Origin of the sequence: Methylobacterium sp. GXF4, from assembly GCF_000272495.1 — a bacterium.
GTDB lineage: Bacteria > Pseudomonadota > Alphaproteobacteria > Rhizobiales > Beijerinckiaceae > Methylobacterium > Methylobacterium brachiatum.
Window position 1 is genome coordinate 189,957 of sequence record NZ_AKFK01000046.1, and the last position, 17,228, is coordinate 207,184.

Genomic DNA, 17,228 nt, shown 5'->3' on the forward strand with positions numbered 1-17,228 from the left:
GGGCGTGGCTGCGGCGCGCGGAGACGGTCCTGCGGGGGTGTCAGGGTTCGTGTCGTCGATCCGGACCCGGCCCGGTGGCGGCTGGGCCGGATATCGGCGCCGACCGCGGGCCGGCGCCGCCCGTGCGCGTGAGGAGGAAGGACGCTCTCAAGCAGCCGGTCCCCGGTCGGGCGCCGAAGCGGAGGCCGCGTGCCGCAACCGCCTGAGGCCCAACCGGGGCATCGAGCCGAGCAGGTCGGGACCGGGAATATTCGCCCACTTCACGCCTTGCACTCCATTGCCGGCCCGGTGCCGCGGCGGGGCCGCGCCCGATCGTCGTCCGGGCGGCGTCGCGCAGGACAGAGAGTTCGCCCAGCTCTCGGCGCAAGGCAAGCCTATAAGTTCCGATGTTGACAGCTTATCCGCTGTTATGATCCCAAAACCGAAGAATCATTCCAGCAAAATTTTCGCGATTTTTCAAACCAATGCTTCGGAATCGGCTTCATCTCTATAAGTACACGACCGTTATGAACCAAAATCAATCGCCATATCTACGCCGAAGACAAACAGAAATCGTCCCAATTCACACCGCAGTGCGGCAGTAGCCGATCCGAAACGGGGAAGGACGCCGCCGCGACAGCGCCAACGTCCAAAGGCATCACGCCTGGGATGCTGCTGAGCGGAGCGGGGATCGGCGGGCGGCTGTCCGGGCCCGGATCCGGGTACCCGCCGCGATGCAACCGGCCATCGCCTAGGTTGCACGTGCAATTCACAGCGTTAACCTTCCACTCATATTCGTTAACAAACTATTGGCGAAGAGCTGATGAAGCTATCTAAATAGCCCGGTAACCACGGTGTCGGCAGGCACCGGCGAGGCTCCGATGTCAGCATTCAAGAATAAGCGCACCTCCACCGGATACGCCCTCGCCACCGCGGGAGCGGCGAGCCTCGCGGCCACGAGCGAGGCGCAGGCCCATGTGAAGTGGTTTTGTGCCTACGATGTCGCCGGGCAGCCGCAGGGCCTCGAACAGGTGCTCTGCGCCAATTTCGAGGGGCTGACCGTGCTCGCCCTGGTCTGCCTGATGTTCGGGTGCCTGGCCGAGGGAACGCCGCTCGGCGGCGCGCTGCTCAACGCCCTCGATCGCGTGACCGCCCGGATCCGCACCGACACCGAGCTGCTGGTGCGGGCCACCCTGGGCTTCTTCTTCGTCTCGCTCTGGGAACTCGGCGGCATCATCCTGACCCCCGAGCTGAAGACTGATGTCGCCTGGATCCCGTGGTTCCAGCTGGCGCTCGCCGGCTGCCTGATCTGGCGCCGCACCATGCCGCTCACGGGCCTGGGGATCGTGTTCCTGTTCAGCTTCGCCACGGCGCAGTACGGCGTCTTCCACCTCGCCGACTACCCGATCTTCCTCGGCGTGGCCGTCTACCTGATCTGCCGCGGCCTCGATCTGGCGCCCTTCGGCCTCCGTCCGCTCGACATCGTCCGCTGGACCGCCGCGATCACGCTGATGTGGGCGTCGATCGAGAAGTGGGCCTACCCGCAATGGACCGATCCGCTGCTCGCCGCCAAGCCGCAGATGACGCTGGGCGCGACCCCCGAGCTGTTCATGCAGGCCGCCGGCGTCATCGAGTTCACCCTGGCCTTCGCGCTGATCTGGACCCCGCTGGTCCGGCGTTGCGCGGCGATCATCCTGGCCGCGATCTTCATCTCGGCGGTGTTCGAGTTCGGCAAGGTCGACGCGATCGGCCATTCCGGGATCATCGTCGTGCTGATCGGCATCGCCGCCGACGATGTCCGCATGGCGGTCCGCGCCCGCCACGTGGTGCTGGCCCCGGCCTGGTACGGGGCCGCCCTGGCGCTGTTCCTCTTCCTCTACTACGCCGGCCACGCGGCCCTGTTCGGCGGCCTCGAGGCGTTGCCGGTGATCTGACGGGCGCTCAGCGCGCCGCGACCAGCGGCGCGAACACGTCGGTCAGCCCGGTGATCAGGATCTGAGTCCCGACGCAGAGCAGCAGGAAGGCGAACAGGCGCCCGGTCACCCGGGCCCGGGCCGGGCCGATCAGCGCCACGACCCGGTCGGCCGAGGCGTAGATCAGCGCCACCGCGAGGGCCACGACCAGGGCCGCCAGGGTGACGCCGATATAGAAGCCGAACCGGTCCGCGTAGGCGGCCGGCCGGTTCGACCCCAGGGTGATCGCCACCGCGATGGTGCCGGGCCCGGTGGTGAACGGCAGGGTCAGGGGGAAGAACGCGATCTCGGCGAGCGGGGCCGGCGCCGGATCCCCGCCGGTCTCGATCAGCGTCGTCGCGCCACGATCCTTCGAGCCCGACGCCTCCGCCTGCTTGCGCGCCTCGCGCGCCTCGGGCCGATTGAGCTGGTTCCAGGCCGAGGACATCACCACCAGCCCGCCGGCGATCCGCAGGGCCGCCAGGGTCACGCCGAAGAAGTTGAGGATCGGCGTTCCGGCCCAGAGTGCGCCGAGCATCACCAGGGCGGCGTAGACCCCGATCTTGCGCGACAGCAGCACCCGCTCGGCATGGCTGTAGGCGCTGGTCACCTGGGCGAAGATGAAGGCCCCGCCGATCGGGTTCACGATCGCGATCAGGCCCGAGAGGGCAAGCAGGAACTGCTGGATTGTGAAATCGATGCTCATGAGGGCCGCCGCCTAGACCAAGCGGCCCGTAACGGCCAGCCTCTAGAGCGCGTCAGCCCGGGGAGGGCGCCGGCACCAGCACCCGGGCCGGCGACAGGCGGCGGGCGCGGCGGACCTGCTGGACCGCCACCGGGCGGTAGAGCTGCTTGGTCGCGTCGACCACGTGCAGGCCGGCAAAGGGCAGCGCCAGCCCGGAGCCGAGCCGCTCCCAGGCCGGCCCCGTGCGCAGCATCAGCCGCGAGCGCACCGGCGGCATGTACAGGGTCTCGGCCCAGCCCTCGGGGGAGAACAGCGTGTCGCGCATCAGCCGACCGAGCTGCGACCGGCTGTAGGGCTGGCCGTGGCCGAAGGGCGTCGCCTCGCGCCGGGCCCAGACCCCGCGCCGGTTCGGCACGACCAGGATCATCCGGCCACCCGGCGTCAGCGTGCGCCAGACCTCCTGCAGCAGCTCCGTCGGGCTCTCGACCGATTCCAGCGCGTGGACCAGCACGACCCGGTCGATGGCGGCCTCGGGCAGCGGCATCATGGTCGGGTCGGCCAGCGCCGTGCAGGAGCGGCCGGAGCCCGGCCAGTTCACCACCCCTTGCGTCGCCGGCATGAAGGCGAGGGTCCGCTCGGCGATGCAGTGGATCGGCCCGAGATACGGCGTTGCGTAGCCGATCCCGAGGACGCGTAGACCCGAGACCGAACCCAGGAACCCGTGGAGGGCGCGGGCGACGACGCGGTGCGTCTCGGCCCCCAGGGGGCTGGCGTAGAAGGCCCGCAGGCCGTTGACGTCGAGACGCATGGAGGAACGGGAGAATGAGGCCGGGACGACGATCCTAACTCAATGGTGGGCCGCGCCGCCCGCGGCAAGCATCTCGGGATGTTCCGGCGGTGGAACCGGGCTTGATCGCCGCCGGTTCACGGCAGCAGATTTCGCGCGTCGCCGCGCCTTGCGAATCTTCGCGCCTCCTGACGAGGGACTCCGATGGCTGCCGAGACCGAGATCCGAACCTTCCTGTGCCGCAGCGACAATATCGGGGTCTTGATTCGCGATCCCGTCAGCGGCGCCTGCGCGGCGATCGACGTGCCGGAGGCCGGGCCGGTCCTGAAGGCGCTGGACGAGACCGGCTGGCGCCTGACCGACATCCTGGTGACCCATCGGCACGGCGATCACGTCGAGGGCATCCCGGCGGTGAAGCGCGCCACCGGGGCCCGGGTGGTGGCGCCGGCCAAAGCCGGCAACGCGGTCCCGGACGTGGATGTGACGGTCGGCGAGGGCGACACCGTGCAGGTCGGCGGGCTCACGGCCCAGGTCTGGGAGACCCCCGGCCACTGCGCCGATCACGTCACCTACTGGTTCGAGGAGGCCGGCCTGGTCTGTTCGGGGGACACGCTGTTTACCCTCGGCTGCGGCCGGGTGATGGAGAGCCCGCCCGAGACCCTGTGGCGCTCCCTGCGGCGGTTCGAACACCTGCCCGACGCCACGCGGGTGTTCAGCGGCCACGATTACGTCCTGTCCAATGCCCGCTTCGCCCTGGCGGCGGAACCGGACAACCGCGACCTGTTGGCGCGCAAGGCCGAGGCCGAGCGGGCCAAGGCCGAAGGTCGTTTTCTGATTCCCTCGACAATGGGCGATGAGCGCGCGACCAATCCGTTCCTGCGTGCGAGCCTACCGACTCTGGCTAAGTCAGTGGATCTTGCGCCCGGCACAGATCCGGAAGCGGTGTTTGTTGCGCTGCGTGCGTGGAAGGACCGCTTCTAGGACCGGTGATAACCAAGAAAATTTTGTTGCGTTCTCAAGCCGAACTGACACATACCCTGTGCAAGCGGTCCAATCCGCTCGGTCAACGGGCTCCCGGGGGGAAGCCGTAACGTCAACGCGAAGCGCCGGGACGCTTCCGCCGGTATGATGGGGGTCCGTCTCGCCCTACCACCTGTCCACCTCCCGCCTTCCGCTTCCGTTCCTTAAGCCAGAATCCGACGGGGCTAAGGAAGAGGCGCTCAGCGCAAAGTCCAAGATTCCTGCTACAGACACGAATGCCAGTGACGCGCTTCGCGACACCGGCGAAGGGGCGGCCCCGTCGCGTCCCCGCGCGCCGGTCGCAGCCGATGTACGGTTGCTCGGTATCGCCACCGAGCACCTGTCCCGACTCGGACCCAAGCGCGTGACGGTGGTCGCCGTCGCGGCGGAAGCCGGGATGACGCATGCCAACGTCTACCGCTATTTCCCGTCGAAGGACGCGCTCCTCGACGCGGTGGCCGGACGCTGGCTGCGCGAGGTCGAGGCGCGGCTCGCCGGCATCGCCGACGCGCCCGACCCGGCCGACGACAAGATCGAGCGGCTGCTCACCGCTCTCGCGACGGTTCAGCGCGACGCCTTGTTCGACGAGCCCAACCTGTTCGCCGTCCATCTCGACGCCACGGTCTCGGCCCGGCCCATCGCCCGACGGCACCGGGTGCGCCTGCGCAGCCTGGTGGAGCGCGTGGTCGAAGAGGGCATCACCTCGGGGATCTTCTCCGCCCGGGACCGGGAGCGGGCGATCGCCTACATCTTCGATGCGAGCTATCGCTTCACCCATCCGCTCGCGATCCAGCACGATGCGGAAGTCCCGCGCGACCTGATCGAGGCCCGGTTCGGCGCGGTGATCCACGCGATCCAGCGGGTCCTCCGCTCCGGGATTCTCTGACGCCGCAAGCGCGCGGCTCGGCGCCTGCTGATGCATCTCAAGGCCCGGACATCGCGTCCGGGCCTTTCGCGTTTCAGCGCCTGCGATCAGGGCGCGATCCACAGGGTGGAACCGGGCCGAAATCGGCGAAATGACAAGCTTTCGGATGTGTCATCCCGGCTTTCCGGGTCGGCCGAGCCAGAGTGTGGCGCACCTAAAACCCTCCCGCCATTGATGTTTCATCGCCGTGTCCTGCCCCGCGCGAGCGCCGGCGCGAGCCGAACCACCCCGGCTGCAACCGGCCATCGGGTTGAAGCGCCGAGGCTTTTCGGTCACACAGCCGCGCAGATTCCAGAGCGGCGAATCCCGCGTCGGACCCGGCCACCGGACGGTCCCGACGCCTCGCCGATCCCACCGAAGACGACACGCAGCGGAGGTTGATCCGACATGGCTCGCAACAAGATCGCGCTCATCGGTGCCGGCCAGATCGGCGGCACCCTGGCCCTCCTGGCTGGCCTGAAGGATCTCGGCGACGTGGTGCTGTTCGACATCGTCGACGGCGTGCCCCAGGGCAAGGCGCTCGACATCGCCGAGGCCGCCCCGGTCGAGGGCTTCGACGCGACCTATTCGGGCGCCAGCGACTATTCCGCCATCAAGGGCGCCGACGTCGTGATCGTCACCGCCGGCGTGCCCCGCAAGCCCGGCATGAGCCGCGACGACCTGATCGGCATCAACCTCAAGGTCATGCAGGCGGTGGGCGAGGGCATCAAGAGCTACGCCCCGGACGCCTTCGTGATCTGCATCACCAACCCGCTCGACGCGATGGTCTGGGCCCTGCAGAAGTTCTCGGGCCTGCCCACCAACAAGATCGTCGGCATGGCCGGCGTGCTCGACTCGGCCCGCTTCCGCCACTTCCTGGCCGACGAGTTCAAGGTTTCGGTCGAGGACGTCACCGCCTTCGTGCTCGGCGGCCACGGCGACGACATGGTCCCGCTGGTGCGCTACTCGACGGTGGCCGGCGTGCCGCTGACCGATCTGGTTAAGCTCGGCTGGACCACCCAGGAGAAGCTCGACGCCATGGTCGAGCGCACCCGCAAGGGCGGCGGCGAGATCGTCAACCTGCTCAAGACCGGCTCGGCCTTCTACGCGCCCGCCGCCTCCGCCATCGCGATGGCCGAGAGCTACCTGCGCGACAAGAAGCGGGTCTTGCCCTGCGCCGCCTATCTGGACGGCCAGTACGGCGTGAAGGGCATGTTCATCGGCGTGCCGATCGTCATCGGCGCCGGCGGCGTGGAGCGCGTCCTCGAAGTCACGTTCGACCCGGCCGAGAAGGCGATGTTCGACAAGTCCGTCGCCTCGGTGACCGGCCTGATCGAAGCCTGCAAGGGCGTCGACAGCAACCTCGCCTAAGATATGGCCCGGAGCGGCGCGGTTGCAGCCGACCCGGGGGCCGGTCACGGTCCCCACAGGCGGCTCGTCGCGTCGCTCTCCGCTCCTTGCTTCTCGCTCCTCATCAAGAGGCCCCGATGAACATCCATGAATACCAGGCCAAGGCCGTGTTGAAGGAGTTCGGCCTGCCGATCTCCCGCGGCGTGGCGATCTTCGACCCGTCGGAGGCCGAGGCCGCCGCCAAGGAACTCGGCGGCCCGGTCTGGGTCGTGAAGAGCCAGATCCATGCGGGCGGCCGCGGCAAGGGCACCTTCAAGGACGCCCCCCAGGGCGCGAAGGGCGGCGTGCGGGTCACCAAGTCCATCGACGAGGTGAAGCAGTACGCCAGCGAGATGCTCGGCCAGACCCTGGTGACGATCCAGACCGGCCCGGCCGGCAAGCAGGTCAACCGCCTCTACATCGAGGAAGGCGCCCAGATCGCCGAGGAATTCTACCTCTCGATGCTGGTCGACCGCGCCACCGGCGGCGTCGCCTTCGTGGTCTCCACCGAGGGCGGCATGGATATCGAGGCGGTCGCCCACGACACGCCCGAGAAGATCCACACGATCCCGGTCGATCCCGCCACGGGCGTGATGCCCCATCACGGCCGGGCGGTCGCCAAGGCCCTCGGGCTCACCGGCGCCCAGGCCAAGGAAGCGGCGTCGCTGACCGAGAAGCTCTACACCGCGTTCGTGTCCAAGGACATGAGCATGCTCGAGATCAACCCGCTGGTGCTCACCGCCGACGGCCATCTCAAGTGCCTCGACGCCAAGATCTCGTTCGACTCGAACGCGCTCTACAAGCACGCCGACATCGTCGCGCTGCGGGACGAGACCGAGGAGGACGCCAAGGAGATCGAGGCGTCCAAGTACGACCTCGCCTACATCGCGCTCGACGGCACGATCGGCTGCATGGTCAACGGCGCCGGCCTCGCCATGGCGACGCTCGACATCATCAAGCTCTACGGCGAGAGCCCGGCCAACTTCCTCGATGTCGGCGGCGGCGCCTCCGAGGAGAAGGTCACGGCGGCGTTCAAGATCATCACCGCCGACCCGCAGGTGAAGGGGATCCTCGTCAACATCTTCGGCGGGATCATGAAGTGCGACGTCATCGCCCGCGGCGTCATCGCCGCCGTCAAGGCGGTGGGCCTGCAGGTGCCGCTGGTGGTGCGCCTCGAAGGCACCAACGTCGAAGAGGGCAAGGACATCATCCGGGGCTCCGGCCTCAACGTGATCCCGGCGGACGACCTCGACGACGCCGCCCAGAAGATCGTCGCCGCCGTGAAGGGAGCCTGATCATGTCGGTGATGATCGACGCGAACACCAAGGTCATCTGCCAGGGCTTTACCGGCAAGAACGGGACCTTCCACTCCGAGCAGGCCCTCGCGTACGGGACCAAGATGGTCGGCGGCACGAGCCCCGGCAAAGGCGGCTCGACCCATCTCGGCCTGCCGGTCTTCGACACGGTGGCGGAGGCCCGCGAGGCCACCGGCGCCGACGCCTCGGTGGTCTACGTGCCGCCGCCCGGCGCCGCCGACGCGATCTGCGAGGCGATCGCCGCCGAGATCCCGCTGATCGTGTGCATCACCGAGGGCATTCCGGTGCTCGACATGGTCAAGGTGAAGCGGGCGCTCACCGGCTCGAAGTCGCGCCTCGTCGGCCCGAACTGCCCCGGCATCGTCACCGCCGGCCAGTCGAAGATCGGCATCATGCCGGCCAACATCTTCCGCCAGGGCTCGGTCGGGATCGTGTCGCGCTCGGGCACCCTGACCTACGAGGCGGTGTTCCAGACCACCAATGCCGGCCTGGGCCAGACCACGGCCGTGGGTATCGGCGGCGACCCGGTGAAGGGCACCGAGTTCATCGACGTGCTGGAACTGTTCCTGGCCGATCCGAAAACCGAGTCGATCGTGATGATCGGCGAGATCGGCGGCTCGGCCGAGGAGGAGGCCGCCCAGTTCCTGAAGGACGAGGCCAAGCGCGGGCGCAAGAAGCCGATGGTCGGCTTCATCGCGGGCCGCACGGCGCCTCCGGGTCGCCGCATGGGCCATGCCGGCGCGATCATCTCGGGCGGCAAGGGCGGCGCCGAGGACAAGATCGCCGCCATGGAGGCCGCGGGCATCCGCGTGTCGCCGTCGCCGGCCCGGCTCGGCTCGACGCTCGTCGACGTCCTCAAGGGCTGAGGCGCGCGCCTGCGTCGCGGCCCGCGCAGGGCCGCGACCCCCATATCGACGGGACGGGGCTGTGAGCCGCCCCGGATCACTTTCAGGGCGATCCGCCCCGCGAGCGGGTCGCCGTAAGGGCAGCCAGCCTGCCCGCGCGACAGGATGAACGGACCATGGCACGCCAGGACGTGAACGAAGCGCTTCTCGAAACCTCGTTCCTCTACGGCGCCAACGCCGCCTACATCGAGGAATTGCAGGCGGCCTACGCCCGCAACCCGGCCTCGGTCGATCCGGAATGGCAGACCTTCTTCAAGGGACTCGGCGAAGACGAGACCCTGGTCGAGAAGAACGCCGCGGGCGCGTCCTGGGAGAAGCCCAACTGGCCGGTGCCGCTGAACGGCGAGCTGGTCTCGGCGCTCGATGGCAATTGGGGCGCCCTCGAGAAGGCGGTCGGCGACAGGATCGTCGCCCGGGACGCCAAGGAGGCCAAGCCCGGCAAGCCGGTCGACAGCGTCGCCGCCACCACCGGCGTGTCGGTGGAGCAGGCGACGAAGGATTCGGTCCGGGCGATCATGCTGATCCGCTCCTACCGCATGCGCGGCCACCTGCACGCCAAGCTCGACCCGCTGGGGCTGGCCCCGCGCGGCGACCACGAGGAGCTGCACCCGCAGCATTACGGCTTCACCGAGGAATCCGATTGGGACCGCCCGATCTTCCTCGACAACGTGCTCGGCCTTCAATTCGCGACGATCCGCGAAATCGTCGACATCCTGGAGCGGACCTACTGCCAGACGCTGGGCGTCGAGTTCATGCACATCTCCGATCCCGCCGAGAAGGCGTGGATCCAGGAGCGCATCGAGGGCAAGGACAAGGAGATTTCTTTTACTCCTGAGGGCCGCAGGGCCATCCTGAACAAGCTGATCGAGGCCGAGGGCTTCGAGAAGTTCCTGGATCTCAAGTATACCGGCACCAAGCGCTTCGGCCTCGACGGCAGCGAGGCGATGATCCCGGCGCTGGAGCAGATCATCAAGCGCGGCGGCGCGCTCGGCGTGCGCGAGATCGTGCTCGGCATGGCCCATCGCGGCCGGCTCAACGTGCTCACCAACGTGATGGCGAAGCCCTTCCGGGCGGTCTTCCACGAGTTCAAGGGCGGCTCCGCCTCGCCGGCCGAGGTCGAGGGCTCGGGCGACGTGAAGTACCACCTGGGTGCCTCCTCGGACCGCGCCTTCGACGGCAACAACGTCCACCTGTCACTCACCGCCAACCCGTCCCACCTCGAGATTGTCGATCCGGTGGTGCTCGGTAAGGTCCGGGCCAAGCAGGACCAATGGGCCAAGCCGCATATCCAGCGCGCCGCCGTGCTGCCGCTGCTGATCCACGGCGACGCCGCCTTCGCAGGCCAGGGCGTGGTCGCGGAGTGCTTCGGCCTGTCGGGCCTGAAGGGCCACCGCACCGGCGGCTCGGTGCACTTCATCATCAACAACCAGATCGGCTTCACTACCGATCCGCGCTTCTCGCGCTCCTCGCCCTATCCGTCGGACGTGGCGAAGATGGTCGAGGCGCCGATCTTCCACTGCAACGGCGACGATCCCGAGGCCGTGACCTTCGCGGCCAAGGTGGCGGTCGAGTACCGGCAGAAGTTCGGCAAGCCGGTCGTGATCGACATGCTGTGCTACCGCCGCTTCGGCCACAACGAGGGCGACGAGCCGGCCTTCACCCAGCCGAAGATGTACCAGCGGATCCGCAAGCATCCGTCGGTTCTGGAGACCTACGGGCGCAAGCTCGTCGAGAACGGCACCCTCGACCAGCAGGCGCTGGATGCCCGCAAGGCCGAGTTCCGCCAGATGCTCGACAGCGAGCTCGACGTCGCCACCAACTACAAGGCCAACAAGGCCGACTGGCTGGACGGCCGCTGGGCCGGCTTCAAGGCGGTGCACGAGGATGTCGACGATCCGCGCCGCGGCCGCACCGCGGTGCCGGCCGAGACCCTGCAGGAGATCGGCCGCAAGATCACTCAGGCGCCCCCGGGCTTCCACCTGCACCGCACGATCCAGCGGTTCATGGACAACCGCGCCAAGGCGGTCGAGACCGGCGCCGGGATCGACTGGGCGACCGCCGAGGCCCTGGCCTTCGGGGCGACCCTGCTCGACGGCAACCGGGTCCGGCTCTCCGGCCAGGATGTCGAGCGCGGCACCTTCTCGCAGCGCCACGCGGTGGTGATCGACCAGGAGAACGAGCAGCGCTTCACGCCGCTCAACGCCATCCGCGAGGGCCAGGCGTCGATCGAGATCGTCAACTCGATGCTTTCCGAGGAGGCGGTGCTCGGCTTCGAGTACGGCTACTCCCTGGCCGAGCCGAACGCCCTCGTCCTCTGGGAGGCTCAGTTCGGCGACTTCGCCAACGGCGCCCAGGTGGTGATCGACCAGTTCATCGCGAGCGGCGAGCGCAAGTGGCTGCGCATGTCCGGCCTCGTGCTGCTGCTGCCGCACGGCTACGAGGGCCAGGGTCCCGAGCATTCCTCCGCCCGCCTGGAGCGCTACCTCCAGGCCTGCGCCGAGGACAACATGCAGGTGGCCAACGTCACCACCCCGGCGAACTACTTCCACATCCTGCGCCGGCAGCTGAAGCGGGACTTCCGCAAGCCGCTGGTGCTGATGACGCCGAAATCGCTGCTGCGCCACAAGCGGGCGGTCTCGACGCTCGACGCCCTAGCCGAGGGGTCCACCTTCCACCGCGTCCTGTGGGACGATGCCGAGGAGGAGGGCGCACCCAACAAGCTGGTGCGCGACGACAAGATCCGCCGCGTCGTGCTGTGCTCCGGCAAGGTCTATTACGACCTGCTGGAGGAGCGGGAGAAGCGCGGGCTCAACGACATCTACCTGATGCGCGTCGAGCAGCTCTACCCGTTCCCGCTCAAGGCGCTCGCCACCGAGATGGGCCGGTTCCGCAACGCGGACGTCATCTGGTGCCAGGAGGAGCCCAAGAACATGGGCGCCTGGTCCTTCGTCGAGCCCTATCTCGAATGGGTGCTCGGCCAGGCCGGCTCCGCGGTGAAGCGCGCCCGTTACGTCGGCCGCCCGGCCTCCGCATCCACGGCCGTGGGCCAGATGTCGAAGCACCAGGCCCAGCTCCAGGCGTTCCTCAACGAGGCGCTCGCGGTCTGATCTCTGGGACCCGCTGAGTTTTCGAGACCTGGCGGCGACCCGCTCGGGCCGCCGCCCTCAATCTCCAGGCCGTCCGGCACGGCCCAACCGATCCGGAAGTGCGAAAGACCATGGCTACCGACATCCTCGTCCCGACGCTCGGCGAATCCGTGACCGAGGCCACCATCGGCCGCTGGTTCAAGAAGCCCGGCGACACGGTCGCGGCCGACGAGCCGATCGTCGAGCTCGAGACCGACAAGGTCACCCTGGAGGTCAACGCCCCGGCGGCCGGCCAGCTCGGCGAGATCCTGGCCAAGGACGGCGAGACCGTCGAGCCCGGCGCGCTGCTCGGCTCGATCGTCGAGGCCGGCGCTTCGGCCGGCGGCAAGAAGGCCGCCGCGAAGGAGGCCCCGAAGGAGGCTGCCGAGACTAAGGCCGAGAGCCGCAGCGAGGCGCCCAAGGCCGCCCCGTCCGCCAAGGCCGAGGCACCGGCCCAGGAATCCTCCGCCGGCTACGGCAACCACGGCGATGAGGGCGCCCCCGCGACCCAGCAGCGCCCGACCGGCGATAACGGCCCGGCGGTGGCCAAGCTCGCCCGGGAAAGCGGTCTCGACCCGGCCGGCCTCAACGGCTCCGGCAAGGACGGCCGCGTCACCAAGGGCGACATGCTCGGCGCGATCGCGAAGGGCCCGGCCCCGGCCGCCGCCCCCGCCAAGGAGGCTCGCCCGACCCTGCCGCGCGCGCCCTCGGCGCCGGACGATGCCGCGCGCGAGGAGCGCGTGCGCATGACGAAGCTGCGCCAGACCATCGCGCGCCGCCTCAAGGACGCGCAGGACACCGCCGCGATGCTGACGACGTTCAACGACGTCGACATGTCGGCCGTGATGGCCCTGCGCAGCCAGTACAAGGACATCTTCGAGAAGAAGCACGGCACGAAGCTCGGCTTCATGGGCTTCTTCACCAAGGCGGTGATCGGCGCCCTCAAGGACGTGCCGGCGGTCAATGCCGAGATCGACGGGCAGGACCTCGTCTACAAGAACTACTACCACATCGGCATCGCGGTCGGCACCGATAAGGGCCTGGTCGTGCCGGTGGTGCGCGACGCCGACGACCTGTCCATCGCCGGCATCGAGAAGACCATCGCCGGCTTCGGCAAGAAGGCCCGCGACGGCAAGCTGTCCATCGAGGACATGCAGGGCGGCACCTTCACGATCACCAACGGCGGCATCTACGGCTCGCTGATGTCGACCCCGATCCTCAACGCCCCGCAATCGGGCATCCTTGGCATGCACCGCATCGAGGAGCGCCCGGTGGTCCGGGCCGGCAAGATCGAGGCGCGGCCGATGATGTACCTCGCGCTGTCATACGATCACCGGATCGTCGACGGTAAGGAGGCCGTGACCTTCCTGGTGCGGGTCAAGGAGGCGCTGGAGGATCCGGCCAGGCTCGTGCTGGACCTCTAAGCTCCGTCGGTGTGGCTCGGCGTCGATCGCGATAACGGGCTGATCGATGCCGACCATCGCCATCGTCGAGGGTGTTCGGATCACGATCTATCTCAACGATCATCTTCCGCCACATCTGCACGCGTTCTTTGCTGGCCAGGAGGCGAAGCTTTCGATCGTCACGGGCGAAGTCCTCAGCGGGACTTTGCCGCGTGCGAAACTCAAGGCCATCCGTGCATGGCTGGCTGCCAATCGTGAACAGATTTCCTATGTTTGGCGAGAGATTCGGGCGGGCCGCCACAGCGGGGGAATGATCGAATGAAGACGCATCGGATCGCCTCCGTGGAGCCCCTGCAGTATCCGACGCTCCGCGTCACGTTCGATGACGGTGTCGGCGGGATCCTCGACCTTTCGGATCTGATTGCCGACGTCGCGATATTCGCACCGCTGAAGGACGAAGCCTTTTTCCGGACGGTGTCTGTCGGTGCAGGGGGCTGGACCTTCGGCTGGAACCTCGGCGCCCTCGGGCACGAGATCGATTTCTGCCCCGACGCGACGCGTATCCGGATCGAGACCCAGATCGTCGAGGATTTGGCCGATCGATACGCGTCCACCCACGCCGCAGCCGCATGAGTGAGCCCATGAACGGACCAAGCGTCGCCATCGTCACCGGCGGCAGCCGCGGCATCGGGCGGGCGGTGTCGCTGCTCCTGGCGGAGCGCGGCTACGCGATTTGCCTGAGCTACGTCTCCGACTCGGCCGCGGCCCAGGCGGTGGTGGATGCGATCACCGCCAAGGGCGGCAAGGCGCTGGCGGTGCGCAGCGATGTCGGCGTCGAGGCCGACGTGCTCGCCTTGTTCCAGGCCGCCGACGGGCTCGGCCGGCTCGCCGCGCTGATCAACAACGCCGGCGTGGTCGACCTGAAATCGGACGTGGCCGACATGAGCGCGGCCCGGCTTCAACGGATGATGAACACCAACGTCGTCGGCAGCTTCCTGTGCGCCCGGGAGGCGGTGCGGCGCATGTCGACCAAGCGCGGCGGGGCAGGGGGCGCCATCGTCAACCTGTCCTCGGTGGCCGCCCGCCTCGGCGGACCCGGCCAGTTCGTCGATTACGCAGCCTCCAAGGGCGCGATCGATACGCTGACCATCGGGCTCGCCCGCGAGGTCGCCGGGGAGGGCATCCGGGTCAACGCGGTGGCGCCCGGCATCATCGCCACCGAGATCCATGCCAGTGGCGGCGAGCCCGACCGGGTCGAGCGCCTCGGGCCCGGCGTCCCGATGGGCCGCGCCGGCACCGCCGAGGAGGTCGCCGCGCCGATCGCGTGGCTGATCTCGGAGGAGGCGTCCTACACCACGGGCGCCATCCTCGACGTCGGCGGCGGCCGCTGACCCCACCCTTTCCATCTCCCTTCTCTCCGACCGCCCCAGGCGGCATGACCGACCGGAAGCGAACTCCCATGTCCTACGATCTCGTCGTCATCGGCACCGGCCCCGGCGGCTATGTCTGCGCGATCCGCGCGGCACAGCTCGGCCTGCGGACAGCCGTGGTCGAGAAGCGCGCGACCCACGGCGGCACCTGCCTCAATGTCGGCTGCATCCCGTCGAAGGCGCTGCTCCACGCCTCCGAGGCTTTCGAGGAGGCGAACAAGCACTTCGCGGATCTCGGCGTCGAGGTCAGCGGCGTGAAGCTCGACCTCAAGAAGATGATGAGCTTCAAGGCCGAGGGTGTGGCCGGCAACACCAAGGGCGTCGAGTTCCTGCTCAAGAAGAACAAGGTCGACACCTTCCACGGCACCGGCAAGATCGCGGGCGCCGGCCGGGTCGAGGTCGTGTCCGAGGATGGCGGCAACCAGATGCTCGAGACCAAGAGCATCGTCATCGCCACCGGGTCGGACGTGACGCGCCTGCCGGGCGTCACCATCGACGAGAAGGTGGTGGTCTCGTCCACGGGCGCACTCGAACTCGACCGCGTGCCGAAGAAGCTCCTGGTGATCGGTGCCGGCGTGATCGGGCTGGAGCTCGGCTCGGTCTGGCGCCGGCTCGGCGCCGAGGTCACCGTCGTGGAATATCTCGACCGGGTGCTGCCCGGCATGGACGGCGAGGTCGGCAAGCAGTTCCAGCGGATCCTGACCAAGCAGGGCATCCAGTTCAAGCTGTCCACCAAGGTGACCGGCGTCGAGGTCGGCAAGAAGGGCGCGAACGTCACCGTGGAGCCGGCCGCGGGCGGCGAGGCGGAGATCCTGCAGGCGGATGTGGTCCTCGTGGCGATCGGCCGGGTGCCCTACACCGAGGGGCTCGGCCTCGACACGGTCGGCGTGCAGCGCGACGACAAGGGCCGGATCCTCACGGATTCGCACTACGCCACCAACGTCACCGGCATCTACGCGATCGGCGACGTGATCGCCGGGCCGATGCTCGCCCACAAGGCCGAGGACGAGGGCGTCGCGATCGCCGAGATGCTTGCCGGCCAGTCGGGCCACGTCAATTACGGGGTGATCCCGAACGTGGTCTACACCTTCCCGGAGGTGGCCTCCGTCGGCAAGACCGAGGAGGAGCTGACCAAGGACGGCATCGCCTACAATGCCGGCAAGTTCCCGTTCACGGCCAACGGCCGCGCCAAGGCGAACGGCACCACGGACGGCTTCGTGAAGGTGCTGGCCGATGCCCAGACCGACCGGGTGCTCGGCGTGCACATCGTCGGGGCGGATGCCGGCAACCTGATTGCCGAAGTCGCGGTGGCGATGGAGTTCGGTGCCTCCTCCGAGGACATCGCCCGCACCTGCCACGCGCACCCGACCCTGACCGAGGCGGTCAAGGAGGCGGCGCTCGCCGTGTCCAAGCGCGCCATCCACGTCTGATCGGTAGCAACCGGCGCGGGATCAGGCGATCTTGCGCCGGGCGTTCGGCAGGTCGGCGATCCGCAGGAGCGCGCTCGGCGCCGGCGAGGCGGTGAGCGCGTTCAGAAGGTACGGCCGGCGCAGGCCCAGGGCATTGTGCAGCGCCAAGTCGATGTCGCGGGGGTAGAACGGCATCCGCAGAACGGCGTCCACCCCAAAATAGCGCCCGGCCTGGGCGATCGGCTCCAGCTCGGCGGTGGTCAGCAGGGTGATCCGGGTCGCCAGGCCGAGCGGTTGGAGCTGGCAGGCGAGTTCCATCCCGTCGATGCCGCCGAGCTTCACATCGATGAACGCGAAGTCGTAGGCGCCGAGCTTCAGCTGCTTGAGGGCGTGGCGGCCGCAATCGGTCTCCTCGAGCTCGATCGCGAAGCCGCTGCGCGCCACCACCCGGCTGATCGCGGTCCGCCCGGCAGCCGACGAGCAGGCGAGCAAAGCCCGGGTCGGGGTCCGGCGGCGGGCATCGGCATGGAGGAGCTGCTCGATGTGGCTCGGATTGAGCGGCGTCTTCAGCACCTCGTAGGCGCCGAGGCTCTGGGCGATATCCTGCCAATGCGCCAGCACGCGGGTGGCGACCAGAACGAGGCAGGGCGGCTCGGCCCCCGCCCGGCGCGCCACCGCGACCGCCTCGGGTCCGCTCAGGTCCTCGAGCTGCAGCCCGACGAAGGCGAGACTCGGGCGTTGCCGGAGAAGGTTGTCGCACAGCGCCTGGCCCGATGTCGCCTCGGCGATCACGGCCGTTGGGTCGAAGCGTTGGACGATTGCCTTGAGGGCGGCGCGTCGCCCGGCATCGCAATCCGCGATCACGACACGGGCGGGCGACCTGGCCTCATCAAGCTCCATGGCACCGCCCCGACAGATCCAATT

Annotated in this window: 15 protein-coding genes; 12 read left to right on the forward strand and 3 right to left on the reverse strand. The window is 68.6% G+C overall.

Annotation, left to right across the window (positions count from 1 at the left end):
• The first annotated feature begins 860 nt into the window (after nt 1-860).
• Nucleotides 861-1,913 (forward strand): hypothetical protein, encoded by a 1,053-nt coding sequence (locus WYO_RS05625; protein ID WP_007560085.1) that lies wholly within the window; start codon nt 861-863, stop codon nt 1,911-1,913.
• Between the two features lie 7 nt (nt 1,914-1,920).
• Here the strand turns inward: WYO_RS05625 and WYO_RS05630 are convergent, their stop codons facing one another.
• Nucleotides 1,921-2,637, reverse strand: coding sequence for a MarC family protein (locus tag WYO_RS05630; protein WP_007560087.1), 717 nt, complete (start codon nt 2,635-2,637; stop codon nt 1,921-1,923).
• Nucleotides 2,638-2,689: 52 nt separating this feature from the next.
• On the reverse strand, nt 2,690-3,424 hold the full coding sequence (locus tag WYO_RS05635; protein ID WP_007560090.1) for a methyltransferase domain-containing protein: 735 nt from the start codon (nt 3,422-3,424) through the stop codon (nt 2,690-2,692).
• Nucleotides 3,425-3,607: 183 nt separating this feature from the next.
• Between WYO_RS05635 and gloB the strand changes: the two genes are divergently transcribed.
• The 11 genes from gloB (at nt 3,608) to lpdA (ending at nt 16,325) form a co-directional block, all read left to right on the forward strand.
• A complete protein-coding gene (gene gloB / locus WYO_RS05640) occupies nt 3,608-4,384 on the forward strand; it encodes a hydroxyacylglutathione hydrolase (protein WP_007560092.1) in 777 nt (258 codons plus the stop codon).
• 355 nt (nt 4,385-4,739) lie between these two features.
• Nucleotides 4,740-5,309, forward strand: a complete 570-nt coding sequence (locus WYO_RS05645) for a TetR family transcriptional regulator (RefSeq protein WP_007560094.1) — start codon at nt 4,740-4,742, stop codon at nt 5,307-5,309.
• Nucleotides 5,310-5,735: 426 nt separating this feature from the next.
• Nucleotides 5,736-6,698, forward strand: a complete 963-nt coding sequence (gene mdh / locus WYO_RS05650) for a malate dehydrogenase (protein ID WP_007560096.1) — start codon at nt 5,736-5,738, stop codon at nt 6,696-6,698.
• Nucleotides 6,699-6,814: 116 nt separating this feature from the next.
• Nucleotides 6,815-8,011, forward strand: a complete 1,197-nt coding sequence (sucC, locus tag WYO_RS05655) for an ADP-forming succinate--CoA ligase subunit beta (protein ID WP_007560098.1) — start codon at nt 6,815-6,817, stop codon at nt 8,009-8,011.
• A 2-nt stretch (nt 8,012-8,013) separates the two neighbouring features.
• The gene (gene sucD, locus WYO_RS05660) at nt 8,014-8,898 is read left to right on the forward strand and encodes a succinate--CoA ligase subunit alpha (RefSeq protein WP_007560100.1); all 885 of its coding nucleotides are present in this window, start codon (nt 8,014-8,016) and stop codon (nt 8,896-8,898) included.
• A 155-nt stretch (nt 8,899-9,053) separates the two neighbouring features.
• Complete coding sequence (locus WYO_RS05665) at nt 9,054-12,044, forward strand: 2-oxoglutarate dehydrogenase E1 component (RefSeq protein WP_007560102.1); 2,991 nt, start codon at nt 9,054-9,056, stop codon at nt 12,042-12,044.
• Nucleotides 12,045-12,154: 110 nt separating this feature from the next.
• Nucleotides 12,155-13,486: a 2-oxoglutarate dehydrogenase complex dihydrolipoyllysine-residue succinyltransferase gene (odhB, locus tag WYO_RS05670; protein ID WP_007560104.1), complete on the forward strand. Its 1,332-nt coding sequence runs from the start codon at nt 12,155-12,157 to the stop codon at nt 13,484-13,486.
• A 46-nt stretch (nt 13,487-13,532) separates the two neighbouring features.
• Nucleotides 13,533-13,787 carry a DUF4160 domain-containing protein gene (locus tag WYO_RS29725; RefSeq protein WP_081496934.1) on the forward strand — a complete coding sequence of 85 codons (255 nt, stop codon included), beginning with the start codon at nt 13,533-13,535 and terminating at the stop codon, nt 13,785-13,787.
• Nucleotides 13,788-13,807: 20 nt separating this feature from the next.
• Nucleotides 13,808-14,098 carry a DUF2442 domain-containing protein gene (locus WYO_RS05675; RefSeq protein ID WP_244424075.1) on the forward strand — a complete coding sequence of 97 codons (291 nt, stop codon included), beginning with the start codon at nt 13,808-13,810 and terminating at the stop codon, nt 14,096-14,098.
• Between the two features lie 8 nt (nt 14,099-14,106).
• Nucleotides 14,107-14,856 (forward strand): SDR family oxidoreductase, encoded by a 750-nt coding sequence (locus WYO_RS05680; RefSeq protein ID WP_007560108.1) that lies wholly within the window; start codon nt 14,107-14,109, stop codon nt 14,854-14,856.
• Nucleotides 14,857-14,924: 68 nt separating this feature from the next.
• Nucleotides 14,925-16,325 (forward strand): dihydrolipoyl dehydrogenase, encoded by a 1,401-nt coding sequence (lpdA, locus tag WYO_RS05685; protein ID WP_007560110.1) that lies wholly within the window; start codon nt 14,925-14,927, stop codon nt 16,323-16,325.
• Between the two features lie 21 nt (nt 16,326-16,346).
• Here lpdA and WYO_RS05690 read toward each other — a convergent pair whose 3' ends face one another.
• Nucleotides 16,347-17,204: a response regulator gene (locus tag WYO_RS05690; protein WP_007560112.1), complete on the reverse strand. Its 858-nt coding sequence runs from the start codon at nt 17,202-17,204 to the stop codon at nt 16,347-16,349.
• Nucleotides 17,205-17,228 lie beyond the last annotated feature (24 nt).